The following is a 21,361-nucleotide window of genomic DNA, read 5'->3' on the forward strand; positions in this document are numbered from 1 at the left end:
GATACGCTCCGCCGCATGAAAGCAATCGGCACGTTCGCTGTCGCCTCCTTCACCCCAACCGATGTAGTGCCGGATCCGGCCATCGCCACCGCGCTGCCGGTCGGCATCGCACAGATCGAGAAGGAATTCGCGGGCGAGATCACCGGTCGGTCCGCGACGCTGTTCACCGCCGCCTTCGACCAGGCGACTGGTGCGGGGACGTACGTCGCCATGGAGTCCTTCGAAGGCGCACTGCTCGATCGCGCGGGCAGCTTCAACTTCGCGCATTCGGCGACCACCCGCGGCACCGACCGTACGGCCGAGTTCTTCACCATCGTGCCGACCAGCGGCACCGGTGAGCTGGCCGGTATCACCGGCACCGGCGGTCTCACCGTCGACACCGACGGTGTGCACCACATCTGGTTCGATTACGAACTCGACTGAGCGACGGGCGAGGATGGCTGCAGCGTCTGTCGGTCCCGCCTGATTGGATGGGGTGATGCTGCACGGTCTGTGGTCGCCGGGATCGGGCTTGCTGCTCTGGCAGGAGGCCCCGGTCGCGCTACCCGAACCGTTGGGCGGGGTGCTGACGGCGTCGAAGTTCCGGCATCGGGCGCAGGTACTGGTCAGCGGGTCGCAGGAGGCGACCGAGCAGGTCAGGGCCCATGCGATGGTGCCCGCGGCGGCCGCGGTCGCGCTACGACAGCGGCTGCCGGTCGATGCGGTTTCGGGGGATCTGCGGTTTCTCGCGCATGTAGCGCACGGTGTCGAGCGGTGGGTGCGGGCCGGGCGGGTGGTGCCCGAGTTGCGCCGCGACGACGGGCAGTGGTGGGTGCGCTGGCGTTTGGTCGGCGGCGAGCGTCAGCGTGCCTGGCTGGCGGAGTTGGCGGTGGCCATGCCGCCCGCACTGCGCGTCGCGGGGAAGCCGGGGATGCTGCTCGAGGATATGGTCACCGAACTCGCCGATCCGATCGTCCGGGAGCTGATGGATCCACCGCCGTCGGAGCATCCGCTGGTGGCCGCACTCATCGGTGACGTCGCCCTGGATGGCGGCAGCCATCAGCTGGCCGAGGTGCTGGAACGCTGGCGGGCGAGTCTGACCGGGGACGAGCCCGAGTTGGTGCTGCGCCTGTTGGAGCCCGAGGGCGATATCGCGCTCGGCGAGGCCGATACCGATACCGATGACGTGGTGGCGCTGTGGCGACTGCAGGTCTGTCTGCGCACCGATGGTGAAGCGCCGAATCCGGTTCCGCTGCTCGGTGATCCGGTGCTGGTCCGCACCGCGATCGAGAAGCTGGGGGAGGCGACGCGGGCCTATCCGCGCCTGCGCGACCTGCCGAACGATCCGCAGTCGATGGACCTGCTGCTGCCGACCGAGGTGGTCGCGGATCTGGTCGAACACGGCGCACACGCGCTGCAGGCGGCGGGTGTGCGGTTGTTGCTGCCGCGCGCTTGGAATATCAGCGCCCCGACCATGCGGCTACGTGTGGAGAGCGCCGTTCCCGCCGCCGAGAGCACCGTCGGCATGCGCGGACTCGTCTCCTACCGCTGGGAACTCGCCCTCGGCGATACCGTGCTGACCAAGGCCGAGATGGAACGGCTGGTCCGCTCGAAATCGGATCTGGTGCAGCTGCGCGGCGAATGGGTGCAGGCCGACCACAAGATGCTGGCCGCCGCCGCCCGCTATGTCGCCGCCCATCTCGACGACACCGAAATCACCTTCGCCGATCTGGTCGGTGAACTCGTCACCGGCCATGTCGAGAAGGTTCCGATCACCGAGGTCAGCGCAACCGGTTGGGCCGCGGACCTTTTGGACCAGACCCGCGACCCGGTACCGGTGAGTCCGCCGGTCGGTTTGAAGGCACAGTTGCGGCCGTATCAGGAGCGTGGGTTGGCCTGGCTCGCCACCATGAGTCGCTACGGGGTGGGCGGAATCCTTGCCGATGACATGGGCCTGGGTAAGACAGTGCAGGTCTTGGCCCTGCTCGTGCACGAGCGCGAGGGGACCGACGGTTCCGGGCCGACGCTGCTTGTGAGCCCGATGTCGGTCGTCGGCAACTGGCAGCGCGAGGCGCAGCGATTCGCCCCTGATCTGCGGGTTTTGGTGCACCACGGTGTCGGCCGCAAGTCAGGTACGGATCTGGACGAAGCCGTCGCGGACGCGGATCTGGTGATCACCACCTATTCGCTCCTGGCAAGGGACACAGCCGAATTGGCGCGGCAGCAGTGGGATCGCGTGGTGCTCGACGAGGCGCAGCACATCAAGAACGCGGGGACCAGACAGGCGAAGGCAGCGCGGGCAGTACCTGCCCGACATCGGTTGGCGCTCACCGGAACTCCGGTGGAGAACCGCCTCGAAGAATTGCGCTCGATTCTGGACTTCACGATGCCGAAGGTGCTCGGTAGCGCACAGACTTTCCGTGCCCGGTTCGCTGTTCCGATCGAACGCGATCGGGACGAGAACGCCATCAGCCGGCTGCGCACCGTCACGCAGCCGTTCGTGTTGCGCCGGGTGAAAACCGATCCGGCCGTCATCAGCGATCTGCCGGAGAAACTGGAAATGACGGTGCGCGCCAACCTGACCGTGGAGCAGGCGGCGCTGTACCAGGCGGTCGTCGACGACATGATGACCAAACTGAAGGATGCGAAGGGTATGGCGCGCAAGGGCGCGGTACTCGGCGCGCTGACCCGGCTCAAACAGGTCTGCAACCATCCCGCGCATTTCCTCGGCGACGGCTCCGGGGTGCTGCACCGCGGCAGTCACCGCTCCGGCAAACTCGCCCTGGTGGAGGACGTCCTCGACGCGGTGCTGGCAGATGGCGAGAAGGCGTTGCTGTTCACTCAGTTCCGCGAATTCGGTGAGCTCATCGCGCCCTATCTGACCGAGCGCTTCGGTACGAAGATCCCGTTCCTGCACGGTGGCGTGCCGAAGAAACAGCGCGACACCATGGTCGAGCGCTTCCAGGAACCGGATGGCCCATCGCTGATGCTGTTGTCGCTCAAGGCCGGTGGCACCGGCCTGAACCTCACGGCGGCCAACCATGTTGTGCACCTGGATCGTTGGTGGAATCCGGCCGTCGAGAACCAGGCCACCGACCGCGCCTTCCGGATCGGTCAGCAGCGCAATGTGCAGGTGCGCAAACTGATCTGCGTCGACACCATCGAGGAGAAGATCGACGAAATGATCAGCGGCAAACGCCAACTCGCTGATCTGGCCATCGGTGCGGGCGAGAACTGGATCACCGAATTGAGCACGGACGAACTGCACCGGCTCTTCGCCCTCGGCGCGGAGGCGGTCGGCGATTGAGCCCATTCGAGGACTACAGCAAGTACGGCAAACGCCGCCCGGTGCGCGGCGGGGTCGAAGCACGCAGTCGCCGTGGCGGATTCGGACGCACCTGGTGGGGCAAGGCGCTGATCGAGGCGGTCGAGCAAATGGCCGAACCCGGTCGACTCGCGCGCGGTCGCACCTACGCCAGGGCCGGACAGGTCGTGAGCTATCGGATCGAACCCGGTGCGGTCACCGCGGAAGTCCAAGGTAGTCAGCCGCGCCCGTTCACCTCGGTGTTCGCCATCCGGCCACTGCGCGACGAGGAACTCGAACTGCTCATCGAGACCATCCGGTCCACGCCGGGCGTACTGGCCGAAATCGCCTCCGGTGCGCTGCCGACGAGCCTCGGTGAGCATCTGCTTCCGACAACGGCCGCGGATCTCGACTTCTCCTGCACCTGTCCGGATCCCGGCTGGCCGTGCAAACACGTGGCCGCGCTCTGCTATCTGCTCGCGGAACGTCTTGATGAGCGTCCACGCGAAATCCTCACCCTGCGCGGCCTCGACCTGGACACCCTCATTGTCGGCATCGAACGCGACACAGCCCCAACAGTTTCCGACGACCCCTACGGCGACCGAATACAACTGCCCGACCTCCCGAAGCTCGAATTCCGCCCCGCCATCGATGATCTGGACCCGACCCCGCTCCGCCGCGCACTGCGCATGATCGCCGAGGACGAACCGATGGCCGCAGCCGGACTGCGCGATATCCGCGCACTCTACGAAGCTCTGGATCGTTGACCTCGGTTCAGTGCTGTTCGGCCGGCCCGGCTATCAGCACGGCCGCGAAACACAGTGTGGCAAGACCGGACAGCGCGATTACCGGCTCAGAACACAACAAAATTTATGTTATAGGCTGGCGAGCGTGGCGGGCAAGGCATCATGGTTGGCATCAGGGCTGGTGATCCTCGGTACGGCTGGACCGACCGGACTCACGATCGACAAGCTGGTCGCGGCGACCGGACTCAGCACTGGGTCCTTCTACCACCACTTTTCGGGTATGTCCGGCTACAAAACCGCGCTGCTCGCCTACTTCGGGGAGATGCACACCACGCGGTACCTGCGCGAGATCGAGGCCGCTGACCTCGATCCGCGCGGTCGGCTCGACCTGCTCATCGATCTGGTACTCGAGGACGACGAGCCCGCCGGTATCGAGGTGGCCGTGCGGGCCTGGGCGCTGGACGATCCGATCGCCGCCGCGGCCAAGGAGCGCGTCGACGGCACCCGGCTCGGTGTGCTGCGCACCCTGCTCGCGGACTGCGGATATGCCGAGGCCGATGCCGAGCAGACCGCGCAGATTCTCTATCTGCTGGTTCTCGGTGCGGGCAATATGCTGCCGCCGGTGCCACCCGAACAGTTGCGCGTCCTCTGCCGTCGGGTGCTGTCATGATCGACGATCTGGGTGCGGCCGTGCACATCGACCGTCCGGTGCGTCGGGTGGTGTCGCTGGTTCCGTCGCTGACCGAGGCCGTCGCGGTGAGTCGTCCCGAAGTCCTTGTCGCGGTGACGGATTGGTGCACACACCCCGCGGACCTGGACGTCGAGCGGGTTCGCGGCACCAAGAATCCGAATGTGCGCCGAATCGTCCAGCTCGCACCGGATCTGGTGCTGTGCAATCAGGAAGAGAATCGCCGCATCGATGTGCAACGGCTGCGCGATGCGGGAATCCCGGTGTGGGTCACGAGAATCGAAACGCTGGAAGAGGGCTTCGCGTCGCTGCGTCGACTTTTCATCGAAGCGCTGAACGGTCCGGTGCCGGACTGGCTTGTAGGGGCCGAAATATCCTGGTCCGCACCACCTCCCGCGCCGCCGCGCAGTACGGTCATCCCGATCTGGCGCAACCCCTGGATGGTGGTCGGCCACAACACCTTCACCGGTGACCTAGCGGCGCGCCTCGGCCTCCGACTCGTGCACGTCGACCGCGCCGAGCGCTATCCACACGTCTCCGAGGACGAGCTGACTCGCGATGTCGAACTCGTCCTGCTCCCCGACGAGCCGTACGTATTCACCAGATCCGATGGCCCCGAGGCATTCCCTGGCTTGCCTGTCGCTTTGGTCGAAGGCCGCAGCCTCACCTGGTACGGCCCATCCCTGGCCACCGCCCGCGACACCCTGACTCGCCAAATCGCCGAAGCCTTCGTCCCTTGACCGATCGGTACCCGCTGAGCGGAGGCCGAACCTCGGGCCCACCGGGCCGCGCATACTGCCCCGGCGTTTCGGCCGGTTCAGGATTCGATTCGGTAGGTCCGTTGGGCGTTGGTTCGGAAGATCTGCTCGAGCTCATCGCGGCCGCCGCCGTGCTCGGTGATTGCGGTGGCGATGAGCTCGGCGCTGTCGGCGATGCTCGTAATCGGCTTGTCCACTGGGAAATTGGAGCCCCACAGCAGGCGGTCCGCACCGAAGGTTTCGTAGGCGTGCGCGACGAGCGGGCGAATTCGATCCAGCAGCACCGGAATCGGTGTCGACGTGCCACGTGGTGGTACCGGGTGGCCGAGGATCGGCATCATCAAACCGCTGACTTTCGCGACCACATTGGGGTTTTCGGCGAGTGCGGTGAGATCGTCGCGCCAGCGGACGAATAGTTCCCGGCGCAGGCTCGGATTCGTTCCGGTGTGTTTGCCGACCGGGCCGAAAATTCCTGCGGGCGTGGCGAGATGGTCGAGCACGATCGGGACTTCCGGATAACGTTCGGCAAGTGCCGTCACATCGGGTAGCGCGTGCGAATACACCCAGGCCTCGAAAGACAGCCCACGCTCTGCCAGTGCCGCGAAGCCGTTGCGGAATTCCTTGGTGGTGAGTGCGCTCTCGTGCTCGGTATACGGCCGGACATGCGGATCGGGATGGTGTGCGACATGCGCGCGAATGCCGCGCACCAGTGGCGATGCGGCCACATGGGCATCGAGTAGCGCCGCGAAATCCGGCGCCGCCGGATCGGCATTCCCGATGATTGCGCCGAGTGCCGGATTGTCGCCGCCGAATGGCAGCCCGGCCACCCACTTCGTCTCATCGGCCCCGGCCAGTGCCCCTTTTCCAGTCCATCCGACCTCGATATGCACGATCGACTCGACCGGGACACCGCCGGCATCCGCGCGGTAATTCGCGGGCAGATATGGATTCGCACAAGCGGTCGGATCTCCGACGAATTCCCGATCCCGGCGCGGTGCCACCTGCTTGGCCCAATCGATCGGAATGGGCAGCATCCGGAGCAACTTCGCTGTCCGGCTGAATTCGCGCGGCGTGCGGAACGGATCCCACTGATGAATATGGCTGTCGATGATCCGGATATTCGAGAGATCCATGTCCGCCGTCCCAACCACGCTGAAGGCCCTGACATCGCGATTGTCACACGCGCGCGGGCGGGCGCGTTCGGGTTCAGTGGGAACCGTATGCGGACAGGAATGTCCGCACCGCCGCATCGGCGATATCGGCCTGCTCGGCGTCGCTCACCTCGCGGGTGCCGAGCCGGGACCGGGCCTCCAGTGGCGCGGTGAGCAGGGCGAGCAGCTGTTCGGCGGCCTGCGCCGGATCGTTGGTCTGCAGCCGACCCGCAAGAGCGAGTCGCGCAAGTCGATCGGCCAGCGCCTCGGCTATGTGCCGCGAGGTGCGCTCCAGCACGGTGTCGGCCAGGTCCGGAAAGGCGGCGAGCTGTGCGTAGGTCAGCGCACGCAGCGAACGGGCACGCGCGCCGGAGCATTCCGCGAGCAGCGCGCGCGCCGTCGTGGTGAGGGCGGCGGACAGATCGTCGCCCGGCTCGCGCAGGCGATCGACGATCGCGAGGGTTTCGGTGGCCACCGTGTCGGCGGCGGCCAGCACGGCGTGCCGGAAGAGGGTCTGCTTGTCATTGAGGTGGTTGTAGACCGTCGGCTTGGCGACACCCGCCTCGTCCGCGATCTCCTGCACACAGGCCTTGTCGTAGCCGCGCCGCGCGAAGACGGTGAATGCGACATCCAGGATCGCCTGCCGCTTATCGATGCGCCCGCGCGCCGCCGTCGTACCTGTCATCACTGCATATTAGCGCCTGGTTGAACTTGCTGGTTCACTCTTGTGCATCTACCGGTCAGTTATCTAGATTGAACTCACTAGTTCAAAACAAGGAGGTATCCATGATCGTTCATCTGTTGCGCTTCGGCTTCCGCGAAGAGACCACCGAGGCGCAGAAGGCCGAGGTACTCGCGCTGATGAAGCGCACCGCGGCGGTCGAATCGGTGTCGTTCGCAACCGTCGGCCAGAATCTCGGCGATGTGAGCGAAGGGCTGACCCATGCCTACTGCGTGGGCATCGAGGATCTGGCGGCGATGGAGCGCTATATGCACGACCCGGTCCACCTGGCCGGCGATCCGCAGATCATCCCGCACTTCCAGAAGATCGCCATCGGCCCCGACGTATCCGATGAGCCGGATCCCGAACTGCGCGACAAGATCATGGCGCTGCACCATGCCAAGCTGGCGAAGTACCCGGAGTGGGCGCGTCAGATGGATGCGATTCCGGAGGTGCGAATCTTCTGACGGCCCGACCTATTTCACACGTTGCGGCGGTACTGGCCGCCGACGGTGAAGAAGGTGTCGGTGATCTGTTGCAGGGTACAGACCCGGGCGGCGTCCATCAGGACCTCGAAGATGTTGTCGTCGGTGCGGGCCACCGCGTCCAGGCGGGCGAGGGCGGCATATGCGGCATCGCGATGGTCGCTCTGGAACTGGCGCACGCGCTGCAGTTGTGATTGCTTCTCCGCTTCGGTGCCGCGAGCCAATTCGATCACCCGATGTGGTTCGCCGTGTGGATTGCGGAAGGTATTGACACCGATGATCGGCAGCGAGCCATCGTGTTTGCGGTGCTCGTACCGCATCGATTCGTCTTGGATCTTGCCCCGCTGATAGCCGGTCTCCATGGCCCCGAGGACCCCGCCGCGCTCGCTGATGCGATCGAATTCGGCGAGCACGGCCTCCTCGACGAGATCGGTGAGCTCATCGATGAGAAAGCTGCCCTGGAGTGGATTTTCGTTCATCGCGATGCCCCACTCGCGGTTGATGATGAGCTGGATGGCCAGCGCGCGGCGCACCGATTCCTCGGTGGGTGTGGTCACCGCCTCGTCATAGGCATTGGTGTGCAGGCTGTTGCAGTTGTCGTAGATGGCGATGAGTGCCTGCAGGGTGGTGCGAATATCGTTGAAGCTCATCTCCTGCGCGTGCAGCGACCGGCCCGAGGTCTGCACGTGGTACTTCAACTTCTGCGAACGCTCGTTGGCGCCGTAGCGATCTCGCATGGCGACGGCCCAGATGCGCCGCGCCACCCGGCCGATCACCGAATATTCCGGATCCATGCCGTTGGAGAAGAAGAACGACAGGTTCGGTGCGAAATCGTCGATCCGCATGCCGCGTGCGAGATATGCCTCGACATAGGTGAATCCGTTGGCGAGGGTGAAAGCCAGCTGACTGATCGGATTCGCACCGGCCTCGGCGATGTGATAGCCGGAAATCGAGACCGAGTAGAAGTTGCGAACACCCTTGCGCACGAACCATTCCTGGATATCGGCCATCATGCGCAGACTGAATTCGGTGGAGAAGATGCAGGTGTTCTGTCCCTGATCCTCCTTGAGGATGTCGGCCTGAACGGTGCCGCGCACTGTCGCCAGGGTGTGTGCCGTGATATCGGCGGCCTCCTCGGCAGTGGGTTCGCGGCCTTCGGCGGTCGAGAACCGTTCCAGCGCTTGGTCGATAGCGGTATTGAGGAAATAGGCCAGGATGGTCGGGGCCGGGCCGTTGATGGTCATCGATACCGAGGTGGTCGGCGCGATCAGGTCGAAGCCGTCGTAGAGCGCCTTCATATCGTCGAGTGAGGCGATCGAGACACCGGAGGTGCCGACCTTGCCGTAGATATCCGGACGTTCGGCGGGATCGTGACCGTAGAGCGTCACCGAATCGAAAGCGGTGGAAAGCCGTGTCGCCTCGGCATGTTCGCTGAGCACCTTGAAGCGCCGGTTGGTGCGGAACGGATCGCCCTCACCGGCGAACATCCGCGCTGGATCCTCGTTATCGCGCTTGAACGGAAAGACACCCGCCGTGAACGGGAACCGTCCGGGCAGATTCTCCGAGCGCAGGAATCGCAGCAGCTCACCGTGATCGGTGAAGCGCGGCAGCGCGACGCGCGGAATGGAATTGCCGGACAGCGTCTCCCGGCGCAGCGGGGTATGGATCTCGCGATCACGAACCCGAACCACCTGCTCCTCGCCCCGATAGGATTCGGCCAGTTCGGGCCAACCCGCGAGCAGTTCGGCATTGTCGGCATGCAGTGCGTCGCGGGCTTTTTCGGCGAGTTCGGCCACCGCGATGTCATCGGGCAGCTCGGCCGCCACCTGCTCGAGCCGCTGCAGGCGCTGTGCCGCAACGATTTGCGTAGCCGTATCGGCGTGGTAGTCGCGGACCGTATCGGCGATCTCGGCGAGGTAGCGCACCCGGGCGGGCGGGATGATCTGTGCGAACCTGGTGGAGGAGCGGGTTTCAACCTTCGGAAGTACACCGGGCTCCAGGTGCAGACCGTGCTCGGCGAGCAATCCGGTGAGGTGCTGGTAGAGCGCGGTCACACCGTCATCGTTGAAAGTAGCTGCGCTGGTACCGAATACCGGCATCTCCTCGGGAGATTTGGTGAATTCCTCGCGATTGCGAATCAACTGGCGCGAGACATCGCGCAGCGCATCCTCGGCGCCGCGGCGCTCGAACTTATTGATCGCCACCACATCCGCGTAATCCAGCATGTCGATCTTTTCAAGCTGGGAGGCCGCGCCGAATTCCGGTGTCATCACATACATCGACACGTCGACGTGGTCGGTGACCGCGGCATCGCCTTGGCCGATGCCGGGGGTCTCCAGGATGACCAGGTCGTATCCCGCCGCCTTGCAAGTGGTCACGATTGCGTCGATATTCTGCGGCAGCTCGTGGCCACCGCGGGTGGCCAGTGACCGGAAGAAGATGTGATCGCCGTCGAGGGCGTTCATCCGGATGCGGTCGCCGAGCAGTGCACCACCGCCGCGTCGCCGGGTCGGATCCACCGCGAGAATCGCGACGCGCAATTTGTCCTGCTGATCGGAACGCAGACGCCGCACCAATTCGTCGGTGAGCGAGGACTTTCCGGAACCGCCCGTGCCGGTGATGCCGAGCACCGGCACCGTGCGGGCGGCGGCGGCCGCCGCCAAGGTCTGCCGATCGGACTCCGACAGCGTGTCCTGCTGCAGGCAGGTGATCGCGCGGGCGAGCGCGGCCCGTTCACCGGCAAGTACCGCGTCCAGCACCGGCGGCTCGGCGGCGAGATCGAAATCGCAGGTCCGGATCAGCTGATTGATCATGCCGGGCAGGCCGAGCCGCTGGCCGTCCTCGGGGGAGAAGATGGTCACCCCGGATTCGGCGAGGCGCGCGATCTCCTCGGCGACGATCACCCCGCCGCCACCGCCGAAGATCCGGACATGGTCGGCGCCGGCCTTTTTCAGTGCGTCGGCAAGATATTCGAAGTACTCGACATGTCCGCCCTGATACGAACTCACCGCGACGCCCTGGGCATCCTCGGTGAGCACCGCGTCCACGACCTCACTGACCGCGCGATTGTGTCCGAGGTGGATGACCTCGGCGCCCTGCGCCTGCAGGATCCGTCGCATGATGTTGATCGCCGCATCGTGCCCGTCGAAGAGCGCGGCCGAGGTCACGAATCGGACGGGATGGGTGGGCGTGTGGAGCGCGGTGCTGTCGGCCACGGGGGTCCTCCGGGGGAGATCCTGTTTGGCGCCCGATACTAGGACGTCAAACTAATCCTACGGTGATGGCGGTCACTGCGCCAGGTGAACCGCGCCCGGATAGTTGGCCGAATGATTGCCGTGGGATTCGGCTCACTGTGACCGCAACCCGCGACATCCACCCCGACTCGAGTTCCGATGGAGGCAGCTGCCTGATAGCGACTATTTCCGCTGGCAGAACCGCACCTCGAGCCAAGGACTATCCATGGGAACGAACTCGTATCGGCTATTCGCCGTGTTCGCCGCCCTCGGCCTGTCGGCGATTGTCGCACCGCCCGCATCCGCCGAGCCCGCGCCGTTGAACGGTCTGTTCGCGCTTGCTCCCGGCGTGTGCTCGAACGGCACGGTGACCGGCAGTTTCTTCCGGATGATCCTGCCGACCGGTGCTGCCGGTGGGCCATATTTGCAGAACAGCGATTCGCACTGCAGCGACCAGACGGTGACGCCGCTATCCGCCGGCACTGACGGCGGGCTGGTGAGTGGTAGCTACCAACCGCAACCCGCGGCCGCCTTCGACGCGGCGGGCAATGCCCAGTCCGGGCGGGTGACCACACCGGTCCGCTTCTACGGCGTCGATTTCGCCACCGCGACCAACCCCACCGATCCGCAGACGAGCGGCGCCACCGGGCTGCCACAGCTCTTCGCCGATGGTGGGCAGTTGTCAGGTGACTTGAGCAGCCTCGGGGTGACCTGGAATAACCAGGTCTTCAATCAGGGCTCGCCCAAGCCGGGCGGTGGGCTGTCCGGAAAGACGAGTCCGATCTCCGGGAGCATCGACAGTGCGGGCAATTTCGTCATCGAGTGGACCAGTCAGATCGTCGGCGGCCCGTTCAACAATTTCACCGGACTTTGGCATCTGGCGGGTCAGTATCGCGGTGGGGCGGTGCCGCAGGCCGCTCCGGCGGCCGCGCCATTGTCGCCGGAGGCGCCAGCAGTAGCTCCGCCCGACCCGGGTGCACCGGCTCCGGCGGACGCTCCGCCGGTCGCCGAATCCGTGCCGGTCGCGCTGGCGCAGCCGACCCACACCGATACCGTGCTCGCGACCAAGACCGTCGAAGTGCCACGCGGACAACGCGATCCGGTATGGCTGGTGCCAGCACTGCTCGTGCTCGCCATCGTCGCGGCCGGGGTGTTCTTCAATGCGGACCGCATAGCGGGCCGGAACCGGCAATGACCCCCGCTCCGACCGATACCGTGTCGCAAAGCTCCGGGCTGCCGGCATATTCGGATTTCGTCTCGAATCCGGATGTGGCGCCGCCGCCACCGGGGCGGCGGTGGCCGTTCGTGGTGCTGATCGTGCTGGGTGTGCTGCTCCTTCTCGCACCCGTTGGCACGGGGATGTTCCCGCGAGCGGTCAAGGGGGAGGCCATGATCGACTCGTTCGCGCCCTACATGACGCAGTCGAGTATCGATGGCTATCGATCCGATCTGCAGGTGCTCGAGGATGCCAGGACCAATGTGTTGGCGCTGCAGTCGTCGGGTCAACAGCCGGGAAGCTACGAGCGGGTCGACCAATTCGTTCGCGACTATCCGGGTATCCGATCCGATATGTCCACGATGATCGACGCAATTGATGCCAACCGGGGCAACTATGAAAGGCTTGCCGCCGCACCGCCGTTCGGATCATTGCCCTGGTTGCTGGCACTGCCGGGCGTAATCCTGATCGCCGCGGGGGTATTCGGTTTTCGGCGGGCACAGGCCGGACAGCGCGCTGTGGTGTGGCGCGCGGTGGCGGCACTCGCGGGTATCGCTTTGATCGCGACACCTGTGGTCGGCGCACTGTTTCCGGCCGCACCGGCGGCGCAACCGCTGATCGATGGCTTCCACCCGATTCTGACTCACGATGAGGTGCGAAAGGTACAGGGCTACTTCGTCACCCTCGTCGCGGCGGACGGCGAACTCAACAGCCGATACACCGGCGCGGTCCGCAGTGCCCATCCGGATGCCGATCTGACCGGTATATCCGCGCTCGAATCGCGGTGGCAGCCGATGACATCCCGATTCGCCGCATTGATCGGTGCGATGAACGACAATGTTGTGAATTTCGATGCTGTTGTCGCGCTGAATGATTCGACAAAACCGCTCGGCTTCACCGCCTTTCGTGGAATCGGCTGGTGCTACGTCGTTCCAGGGGTTTTGATTTTCGCGGTGATCAGCACCGCGCGTCCGAGTGGAGATCGCGCACACCGCGCGAATGCGATTGGTGGTGAGTCGAAATGAACTCGCAGGCAGTCCGGCAGTGGTGCACGGCAGGTGTCGATCGGATCGCGCGGTGGTGTGAAATCAGTGCTGGAGCTTGGGCCGCGGTCGAAGCCCCAGCAGTCGCGACCGGGATGCGCGATGCGGTCATGGTCGCGGCCGTCACCGAATTCGGTTCGCCGACTGAACCGAATGGCGGTGGCCGACTGTGAGGACGCGCGCGATGATCATCGCGGCCGCATTCGCCGCGCTGACAGTGCTGTCGGGTTGCTCCGACGATGACGCTCCGAAGTCGTCCGGGCCGGAGCAGTTGGTCGGATTGCTGCGCCTTACGCCGGGTTCGGTTGCCGGTGACACCGTGACAGGCACCTGGTTCCGGATGGTGCAGCCGGGTGGGACGCCCGAGCGCGGCCCCTATATGCCCAACGGCGACTCCCCGGCGCAGGGCGGTGCGACCACACTGCTCGAGCCGGGCACCGCAGGCGGTCTGCGCACCGGCGGATACCAGAGCGAGCCCAAACCCGGTTTCGCGCAGGGACATTCGCTATCCGCATCGATTACCGCGCCCACCAAATTCTTCGCCGTCGAATTCGGCATCTCCACCAATCCCGTCGATCCGCAGACCCAGCGCGAGGTATCGCCGCCGTCGGTGGTGAACGACGGCGGAAAACTGACCGCGAATCTGTCCTCGTGGGCCGCCTCCTGGAACGACCAGGAGTTCAACCAAGGGGCGCCGAAGCCGCCGGAGAAGCAGGGGGCCCAAGTCGCGGGGGCGCAGCAGGTGCAGAAGGTGTGGGACTGGGTCGGTCAGCAGTGGTTCGACCAGCCGAAATCCGATGCGGCCCAGGGCCCGCCCGCCACGGGCACCTACGACCCGGGCACTCGCAAATACACCCTGCAGTGGACGAGCTTGATCGTTGGCGGTCCGTTCAACGGTTTCACGGGCGTCTGGCACCTCGAAGGCGTCTTCGAACCCGACGCCGCGGCACCGGGAGCGCCGCCCGCAGCAAACGCGCCGTCGCCACCAGTTTCGCCGACCGCGCCCGCGGCATTGGTCTCGCCCGCCCCGCCGGCCTCATCGGAATCGACTTCGCCTGCGGCGCCGACACATTAGATACGAACAGGAGTACGGTCCGATGACTTCTCGCAGCACGACCCGGTCTACGGTCGCCACTGCCATCCGGGCGGTCGCCGCACTGACTGTAATCGGTAGCGCTGTCGCGGTGACCGCATTGACGGTGCGCGATGACGATGAGGTCGCCACGGTCGCCTCCTGCTTCGTCGCCTGGCAGGGCCAGATCATCGAGCAGGCCAAAGGCGGCCCGATCGAGGTCGCCTCACTCGCGCATCCCGGCACGGTGGTGGAACTCGGCCCGGAGCGCTGAGTTCGCATGGAGCAGTTAACGACTGCCGATGCACCGGCCATACTCGATACATGGGGATCCAAGATCGGTCGGGGGCGGCCTTACGGCGGCTGGTCGACGAAGGCATATTGACCGAAGACCAGCGCGATGCGGTCGCGAAGGCACTGGCGGCGGAGCGGACGAAGCCCGAGTCGCCGGGCAGGCTGTTCGCCGAGATCGCCGCCTATATCGGCGCTGGTTCGATGTTGGGCGCGCTCGCCCTACTACTCGCGTCTTCCTGGGATGACCTGCAGCGGACCGGCCGCATCGTCATCTTCGGGCTGGTATCCGTCGGTCTCGCTCTCGGCGGGATCGCGCTGGCCGGTGGCATCGCCGGATTGTTCACGCGCACAACGGTTGCGCGCACATCCCGCTCGCGGCTCGCGACGGTGCTCTTCGTGCTCGCATCCGTATCGGTCGCTGCGACGGTGGGGTCGGTCTTCGAAGGCGGCAACTCCGACAATGCCTTTGTCTGCGCATGCAGCGCGGGTCTCGTGGTGGCCGTACTCGGTTACTCAGCCTTGCCATCGGTCATCGGCATCTTCGCCGCGGCCTGGTACAGCGTTGTTCTGGTCCTGGTGGTGCTGGACGAGGTCTTCGATGTCGAGGAGGTCTGGGTCGGCGTCGGCTTGCTCGCCCTCGGCGGGATCTGGTTCGCGCTCACCAGGTTCGGCTTGATCGTCGAAAACTGGTCGGGATATGTCGTCGCGATCCTCATCGCGGACGCAGGTGCGGTGACCGCCGACACCGGTCCGGGGCATTGGGGGTTCGTGCCGACCGCGCTGGTAGCCGTCGTTTGTTTTGTCCTGTATGCGACGCAACGTTCGGCGGTTCTGGTGATCGGCGGCAGCGCGACGGTCGCGCTTGCCGTCGGCATGGCGGTCGCCGATCGGTTCGATGGCGAAGTTGGGGTAATGGTCGCGATCGTGATTGGTGGCGCGGTGGTGCTCGCCGTCGGCGCACTACTGCTCACCCGCTCCTCGAAGCCCTCTGCCTGACGTGCGGTCCATCGCTGGACCCGCACGCTGGTGCGTACCAAGGGCTGAGCTGCATGAATTGCGCACGCCGCATCGTGCCGTCGGTGACTGCCTACTGCTCACGGAGTCCTCCGCCTGACTGCCGCCGGTCCGGCGGATTGCTCGGTGGTTGCCGTGGGATGGGTCACACTGTCTTATTTACTTGGACATCCAACTATAGGATGCCTATATATCGCCCGATGCGCGGCGTCCACTACAAGAACAGGACTGGCATGGTTCGCGAACTCACTCACTACATCGGCGGACAGCATGTCGCCGGGGCCTCGGGCAACTTCGCCGACGTCTTCGATCCGAATACCGGCCAGGTGCAGGCGCGGGTGCCGCTGGCGAGTAAGGCCGAGGTCGATGCCGTCATCGCGAATGCGGCCGAGGCGCAACAGGTGTGGGCCGCGTTCAACCCGCAGAAGCGGGCCAGGGTGCTGATGAAGTTCCTGACGCTCGTGCAGGACGAGATGGATTCCCTTGCGGCACTGCTGTCTGCCGAGCACGGCAAGACGATCCCCGACGCCAAGGGTGATATCCAGCGCGGTATCGAGGTGATCGAATTCGCGGCGGGTATTCCGCATCTGCTCAAGGGTGAGTACACCGAGAGCGCGGGTACCGGCATCGACGTCTACTCGATGCGTCAGCCGCTCGGTGTGGTCGCGGGCATTACCCCGTTCAACTTCCCGGCCATGATTCCGCTGTGGAAGGCCGGTCCGGCGCTGGCGTGCGGAAATGCCTTCGTGCTCAAGCCATCCGAGCGCGATCCCTCGGTGCCGCTGCGGCTGGCCGAGCTGTTCCTGGAGGCGGGCCTGCCCGCGGGCGTGTTCAACGTGGTCAACGGCGATAAGGAAGCGGTCGACGCGATCCTGCACTCACCGACCGTCAAGGCCGTCGGCTTCGTCGGTTCCACCCCGATCGCGCAGTACATCTACGAGACCGCGACCGCGAACGGCAAACGCGCACAGTGCTTCGGCGGCGCCAAGAACCACGCGATCGTGATGCCCGACGCCGACCTCGACGATGTCGCCGATCAGCTCATCGGCGCGGGCTACGGCTCGGCGGGTGAGCGCTGTATGGCCATCTCGGTCGCCGTGCCGGTCGGTCAGGAGACCGCGGATCGCCTGCGCGAGAAGCTGATCGAGCGGATCGCCAAGCTGAATGTCGGGCGCTCCGACGATGCCGGCGCCGATTTCGGGCCGCTGGTCACCAAGGACGCGCTCGGCCGGGTCGAGAATTACGTCCAGATCGGCGTCGATGAGGGGGCCGAGCTGGTGATCGATGGCCGCGGCCTTGTGGTCGACGGCGGCGAAGGCGGGTACTTCACCGGCGCGACGCTTTTCGACAATGTCACCCCGGAAATGCGGATCTACAAAGAAGAGATCTTCGGCCCGGTGCTCGCGATCGTGCGGGCCAAGGATTACGACGAAGCGCTCGTGTTGCCCAACGAGCACGAGTACGGCAACGGCGTCGCGATCTTCACCCGCGACGGCGATACCGCACGGGATTTCGCCGCCCGCGTGCAGGTGGGCATGGTCGGCATCAATGTGCCGATTCCGGTGCCGATCGCGTACCACACCTTCGGCGGTTGGAAGCGCTCCGGTTTCGGCGATCTGAACCAGCACGGTCCGGACTCGATTCGCTTCTACACCAAGACCAAGACCGTTACCCAGCGCTGGCCTTCCGGGTTGAAGGACAGCAACCACTTCGTCATTCCGACGATGGACTGAATAGCCCACGGACGGGAGGTCGACGATCGTGTTCGCACTGAATGACGACGAGCGCGCCATTACCGAAATGGCGCGCGACTTCGCCGACGAATACCTCGCCCCGAACGCCCTGGAATGGGATGAGCAGAAGCACTTTCCAGTGGATGTGCTCCGCAAGGCGGGTTCGCTCGGCATGGGTGGTATCTATATCGGCGAGGATGTCGGCGGCTCCGGACTGCGCAGGCTCGATGCCGTACGCATCTTCGAACAACTGGCCACCGGCTGCCCCGCCATCGCGGCGTATATCTCCATCCACAACATGGTTGGGTGGATGATCGACAACTACGGCAATGCCGAGCAGCGCAACTATTGGCTGCCCCGGCTGACCTCGATGGAATGGCTCGGCAGCTACGCGCTCACCGAGCCGGGCGTCGGATCGGATGCGGCGGCTCTGAGCACCAAGGCCGTTCGCGACGGTGACGACTACTTGCTCACCGGGGTAAAGCAATTCATCTCCGGTGCGGGCAGCACCGATGTATACGTCATCATGGCGCGCACCGGCGATGCGGGTGCGCGCGGGATCTCGGCATTCATCGTTCCGGCCGATACCCCGGGAATTTCCTTCGGCGCCAACGAGAAGAAGATGGGTTGGAATGCCCAGCCCACTCGTCAGGTGATTCTCGACAACGCCAGGGTGCCCGCCGCCAATTTGCTCGGCGTCGAGGGCAATGGCTTCCGGATTGCCATGAACGGGCTCAACGGCGGTCGACTCAATATCGCCGCCTGCTCGTTGGGCGGCGGCCAGGCGGCGCTCGAGAAATCCGTGGCGTACCTGGCCCAGCGCAAGGCATTCAACAGCCGACTGCTGGACAACCCGGCATTGCAATTCCAGCTCGCGGATATGCGTACCTCGCTGGAGGCGGCGCGGACCCTGCTGTGGCGGGCTGCCGCCGCACTGGATGCGGATGCCGACGACAAGGTCGAATTGTGCGCCATGGCAAAGCGATTCACGACCGACGCCGGATTCGAGGTCGCGAATAAGGCGCTGCAACTGCACGGCGGCTACGGATACCTGGCCGAATACGGCGTGGAAAAGATCGTCCGCGATCTGCGGGTGCACCAGATTCTGGAGGGCACCAACGAAATCATGCGGGTGGTCGTCGCCCGCTCGGTGGTAGGAGCAGCATGACGGAATCCGAAGTTCTCATCGATAAGCGCGACGGACTCGGTCTGATCACGCTGAACCGGCCCAAGGCCATCAATGCATTGAATCATCCAATGGCCCTTGCCATTTCCGCCGCGCTGCAGGTATGGGCGAATGACGACGAGGTGCGCACCCTCGTCGTCACCGGCGCGGGGGAGCGCGGGCTCTGCGCGGGCGGCGATATCGTCGCCATCCACCGTGACGCGGTCGCATTGAATGGTGGCTCCCCGGCCGGTGCCGCCAATGCGGATTCGGCCACCGGCGTGTTCTGGCGCGACGAGTACATCCTCAACGCCCTGATCGGCCGCTATCCGAAGCCGTATGTGGTGGTCATGGACGGCATCGTGATGGGCGGCGGCGTCGGTCTTTCCGGCCACGGCAGCCACCGGATCGTCACCGAGCGCTCCAAGATCGGCATGCCAGAGGTCGGCATCGGCTTCGTTCCGGATGTCGGTGGCACCTACCTGCTCGCCCGCACGCCGGGTGAAATCGGCACGCACGTCGCACTGACCACCGCGCGGATGAGCGCCGGTGACGCCATTGCCGCGGGATTCGCCGATTACTACGTGGCCTCGGAACATATTCCGGCACTGCTGGAAACGCTGCGGACCGAGTCCGCCGAGATCGCCATCGCCAAATTCGCCACGGATGCACCGGAATCCGAGCTGGTCGCCCAGCAGGACTGGATCGATGCCTGCTACAGCGCCGATACCGTCGAGGAGATCGTCGATCGGTTGCGGGCGCACGGCTCGCCGGAGGCCGCCAAGGCGGCGACCGAACTGCTCGCCAAATCGCCTGTGGCACTGAAGGTGACGTTGCGTTCGCTGCGTGCGGCCCGTGCCGCGAAGAGCCTCGAGGCGGTGCTGAACGAGGAGTACCGGGTGTCCATCGCCTCGCTGGCCTCGCACGACCTGGTCGAAGGCATCCGCGCGCAGGTGATCGATAAGGACCGCAACCCGCAGTGGTCGCCCGCGACGCTCGTCGACGTCACCGCCGAACAGGTCGACGCGTACTTCGTCGAATTGGGCGATAAGGAACTGGGTTTGGAGGCAAGCAAGTGACGAAGAAGATCGGTTTCCTCGGCCTCGGCCATATGGGCGGGCCGATGGCCGCGAATCTGGTCCAGGCCGGATATGACGTGCTCGCCTTCGATCCGGTCCCCGCCGCACAGGAGCAGGCACGCAAAGACGGTGCCACCGTGGTGGATTCGGCCGCCGTAGCCGCCGCCGGTCGCGATGTCGTGATCACCATGCTGCCCAATGGCAAGCTGGTCCTCGACGTCTACGCCGATCTGCTCTCCGCCGCGGATCCGGGCACCCTGTTCATCGACTGCTCCACGATCGATGTCGCCGACGCCAAGGCGGCCGCCGCCCGCGCTGTCGATGCGGGTCATCGCGCACTGGACGCTCCGGTCTCCGGTGGTGTCGCGGGTGCCGCAGCGGGCACGCTGACCTTCATGGTCGGCGGTACCGAGGCCGACTTCGCCGATGCACTCGACGTGCTCCAGGTGATGGGCGGCAAGGTTGTGCACTGTGGTGGCTCCGGCGTCGGCCAAGCCGCGAAGATCTGCAACAACATGCTGCTCGGCATCTCGATGATCGGCCTGTCCGAGGCCCTGGTGCTCGGCGAGAAGCTGGGCCTGAGTCACCAGTCGTTCTTCGATGTGGTCTCGACCGCATCCGGCCAGAGTTGGGCGCTGACCAGCTACTGTCCGGTCCCCGGCCCGGTGCCGACCAGCCCGGCCAACAACGACTACCAGCCCGGTTTCGCTACCGCTTTGATGACGAAGGACCTGGGTCTGGCCGCGAACGCTCTGCGCGATAACGACGTCGACGGTCAGCTCGGCCTGCTCGCCGCCGAGATCTACACCCGGTTCAACCAGTCGCAGGCGGGTAAGGACTTCTCCGCTATCGTCACCGATATCCGTGACCGTTCTGACCAAGAAGGTGCCGAGTGACTGACTTCGAGACGATTCTGCTGGAGCGCAAGGGCCGGGTCGGCTGGATCACGCTGAACCGCCCGAAGGCGCTGAACGCCCTGAACGCGCAGGTCCTCGACGATGTCATCGCCGCGCTCGACGAACTCGAGCACGATGACGCGATCGGCGCCATCGTCATCACCGGTTCGGAGCGGGCCTTCGCGGCCGGTGCCGATATCAAGGAGATGCAGCCCAAGTCGTACATGGACATGTTCATGAACGACTACTTCGCCCGCTGGGACCGGCTGGCGCAGTTCCGCAAGCCCACCATCGCCGCCGTCGCCGGTTACGCCCTCGGCGGTGGCTGTGAGCTGGCCATGATCTGCGACATCCTGCTCGCCGCCGACAACGCGAAATTCGGTCAGCCCGAAATCAAGCTCGGCGTCATCCCGGGCATCGGCGGCTCGCAGCGCCTGACCCGGGCCATCGGCAAGGCCAAGGCCATGGACCTGGTGCTCACCGGCCGCAATATGGATGCCGAGGAGGCCGAGCGCGCCGGGCTCGTATCCCGCATCGTGCCTGCCGCCGAACTGATCGACACCGCACTCGAGGTCGCCGAAACCATCGCCTCGATGTCGCTGCCGGTCACCATGATCGCAAAGGAAGCCGTGGACCGCTCCTTCGAAACCACCCTCGCCGAGGGCCTGCGCTTCGAACGCCGAGTCTTCCACTCGCTCTTCGCGATCGACGATCAGAAGGAAGGTATGAGCGCATTCGTCGAGAAGCGTCCGGCGAAGTTCACCAACAGCTAGCGCTGCCGGCG

The 21,361-nt window shown here is 65.3% G+C and carries 19 protein-coding genes and 1 pseudogene; 17 read left to right on the forward strand and 3 right to left on the reverse strand.

The window, feature by feature from the left end:
- The first annotated feature begins 15 nt into the window (after positions 1 to 15).
- The 5 genes from OIE68_RS37935 to OIE68_RS37955 all read left to right on the forward strand — a co-directional run bounded on the left by OIE68_RS37935 (position 16) and on the right by OIE68_RS37955 (position 5,457).
- Complete coding sequence (locus OIE68_RS37935) at positions 16 to 423, forward strand: DUF3224 domain-containing protein (RefSeq protein ID WP_327095716.1); 408 nt, start codon at positions 16 to 18, stop codon at positions 421 to 423.
- Positions 424 to 478: 55 nt separating this feature from the next.
- Positions 479 to 3,286, forward strand: a complete 2,808-nt coding sequence (locus OIE68_RS37940) for a DEAD/DEAH box helicase (protein WP_327095717.1) — start codon at positions 479 to 481, stop codon at positions 3,284 to 3,286.
- Positions 3,283 to 4,050, forward strand: a complete 768-nt coding sequence (locus tag OIE68_RS37945) for an SWIM zinc finger family protein (protein WP_327095718.1) — start codon at positions 3,283 to 3,285, stop codon at positions 4,048 to 4,050. Before OIE68_RS37940 ends, OIE68_RS37945 begins: the two co-directional genes overlap by 4 nt.
- 124 nt (positions 4,051 to 4,174) lie before the next feature.
- Entirely contained in the window at positions 4,175 to 4,699 is a 525-nt protein-coding gene (locus OIE68_RS37950; RefSeq protein ID WP_327095719.1) for a TetR/AcrR family transcriptional regulator, read from the forward strand.
- On the forward strand, positions 4,696 to 5,457 hold the full coding sequence (locus OIE68_RS37955) for a helical backbone metal receptor (protein WP_327095720.1): 762 nt from the start codon (positions 4,696 to 4,698) through the stop codon (positions 5,455 to 5,457). Before OIE68_RS37950 ends, OIE68_RS37955 begins: the two co-directional genes overlap by 4 nt.
- A 77-nt stretch (positions 5,458 to 5,534) precedes the next feature.
- Here the strand turns inward: OIE68_RS37955 and OIE68_RS37960 are convergent, their stop codons facing one another.
- Both OIE68_RS37960 and OIE68_RS37965 read right to left on the reverse strand, forming a co-directional pair.
- Positions 5,535 to 6,608, reverse strand: a complete 1,074-nt coding sequence (locus OIE68_RS37960) for an amidohydrolase family protein (RefSeq protein WP_327095721.1) — start codon at positions 6,606 to 6,608, stop codon at positions 5,535 to 5,537.
- 73 nt (positions 6,609 to 6,681) lie between these two features.
- Complete coding sequence (locus OIE68_RS37965) at positions 6,682 to 7,311, reverse strand: TetR/AcrR family transcriptional regulator (RefSeq protein WP_327095722.1); 630 nt, start codon at positions 7,309 to 7,311, stop codon at positions 6,682 to 6,684.
- A gap of 101 nt (positions 7,312 to 7,412) precedes the next feature.
- Between OIE68_RS37965 and OIE68_RS37970 the strand changes: the two genes are divergently transcribed.
- Positions 7,413 to 7,814, forward strand: coding sequence for a Dabb family protein (locus OIE68_RS37970; protein ID WP_327095723.1), 402 nt, complete (start codon positions 7,413 to 7,415; stop codon positions 7,812 to 7,814).
- A 14-nt stretch (positions 7,815 to 7,828) separates the two neighbouring features.
- Here the strand turns inward: OIE68_RS37970 and icmF are convergent, their stop codons facing one another.
- On the reverse strand, positions 7,829 to 11,047 hold the full coding sequence (icmF, locus tag OIE68_RS37975; protein ID WP_327095724.1) for a fused isobutyryl-CoA mutase/GTPase IcmF: 3,219 nt from the start codon (positions 11,045 to 11,047) through the stop codon (positions 7,829 to 7,831).
- A gap of 244 nt (positions 11,048 to 11,291) precedes the next feature.
- On the opposite strand from icmF, the gene OIE68_RS37980 reads away from it, so the two are divergent.
- From OIE68_RS37980 to OIE68_RS38030, 11 genes and pseudogenes are all read left to right on the forward strand, one after another.
- Positions 11,292 to 12,260: a hypothetical protein gene (locus tag OIE68_RS37980; protein ID WP_327095725.1), complete on the forward strand. Its 969-nt coding sequence runs from the start codon at positions 11,292 to 11,294 to the stop codon at positions 12,258 to 12,260.
- Positions 12,257 to 13,306 carry a hypothetical protein gene (locus tag OIE68_RS37985; protein WP_327095726.1) on the forward strand — a complete coding sequence of 350 codons (1,050 nt, stop codon included), beginning with the start codon at positions 12,257 to 12,259 and terminating at the stop codon, positions 13,304 to 13,306. The genes OIE68_RS37980 and OIE68_RS37985 overlap by 4 nt, the downstream gene beginning before the upstream one ends.
- Positions 13,303 to 13,497 (forward strand): hypothetical protein, encoded by a 195-nt coding sequence (locus OIE68_RS37990; protein ID WP_327095727.1) that lies wholly within the window; start codon positions 13,303 to 13,305, stop codon positions 13,495 to 13,497. The genes OIE68_RS37985 and OIE68_RS37990 overlap by 4 nt, the downstream gene beginning before the upstream one ends.
- 11 nt (positions 13,498 to 13,508) lie before the next feature.
- A pseudogene (locus tag OIE68_RS37995) lies at positions 13,509 to 14,252 on the forward strand (hypothetical protein); the annotation flags it as partial.
- A gap of 169 nt (positions 14,253 to 14,421) precedes the next feature.
- Positions 14,422 to 14,670 carry a hypothetical protein gene (locus OIE68_RS38000; protein ID WP_327095729.1) on the forward strand — a complete coding sequence of 83 codons (249 nt, stop codon included), beginning with the start codon at positions 14,422 to 14,424 and terminating at the stop codon, positions 14,668 to 14,670.
- 50 nt (positions 14,671 to 14,720) lie between these two features.
- Positions 14,721 to 15,686: a DUF2157 domain-containing protein gene (locus tag OIE68_RS38005; RefSeq protein WP_327095730.1), complete on the forward strand. Its 966-nt coding sequence runs from the start codon at positions 14,721 to 14,723 to the stop codon at positions 15,684 to 15,686.
- Between the two features lie 251 nt (positions 15,687 to 15,937).
- Complete coding sequence (locus OIE68_RS38010) at positions 15,938 to 17,437, forward strand: CoA-acylating methylmalonate-semialdehyde dehydrogenase (protein WP_327095731.1); 1,500 nt, start codon at positions 15,938 to 15,940, stop codon at positions 17,435 to 17,437.
- A gap of 28 nt (positions 17,438 to 17,465) precedes the next feature.
- Positions 17,466 to 18,605, forward strand: a complete 1,140-nt coding sequence (locus OIE68_RS38015; RefSeq protein WP_327095732.1) for an acyl-CoA dehydrogenase family protein — start codon at positions 17,466 to 17,468, stop codon at positions 18,603 to 18,605.
- The gene (locus OIE68_RS38020; RefSeq protein ID WP_327095733.1) at positions 18,602 to 19,681 is read left to right on the forward strand and encodes an enoyl-CoA hydratase/isomerase family protein; all 1,080 of its coding nucleotides are present in this window, start codon (positions 18,602 to 18,604) and stop codon (positions 19,679 to 19,681) included. The genes OIE68_RS38015 and OIE68_RS38020 overlap by 4 nt, the downstream gene beginning before the upstream one ends.
- The gene (mmsB, locus tag OIE68_RS38025; protein WP_327095734.1) at positions 19,678 to 20,577 is read left to right on the forward strand and encodes a 3-hydroxyisobutyrate dehydrogenase; all 900 of its coding nucleotides are present in this window, start codon (positions 19,678 to 19,680) and stop codon (positions 20,575 to 20,577) included. Before OIE68_RS38020 ends, mmsB begins: the two co-directional genes overlap by 4 nt.
- Positions 20,574 to 21,350: an enoyl-CoA hydratase gene (locus OIE68_RS38030; RefSeq protein ID WP_327095735.1), complete on the forward strand. Its 777-nt coding sequence runs from the start codon at positions 20,574 to 20,576 to the stop codon at positions 21,348 to 21,350. The genes mmsB and OIE68_RS38030 overlap by 4 nt, the downstream gene beginning before the upstream one ends.
- Positions 21,351 to 21,361: the final 11 nt, after the last annotated feature.

This window comes from Nocardia vinacea (genome assembly GCF_035920345.1).
Taxonomy (GTDB): domain Bacteria; phylum Actinomycetota; class Actinomycetes; order Mycobacteriales; family Mycobacteriaceae; genus Nocardia; species Nocardia vinacea_A.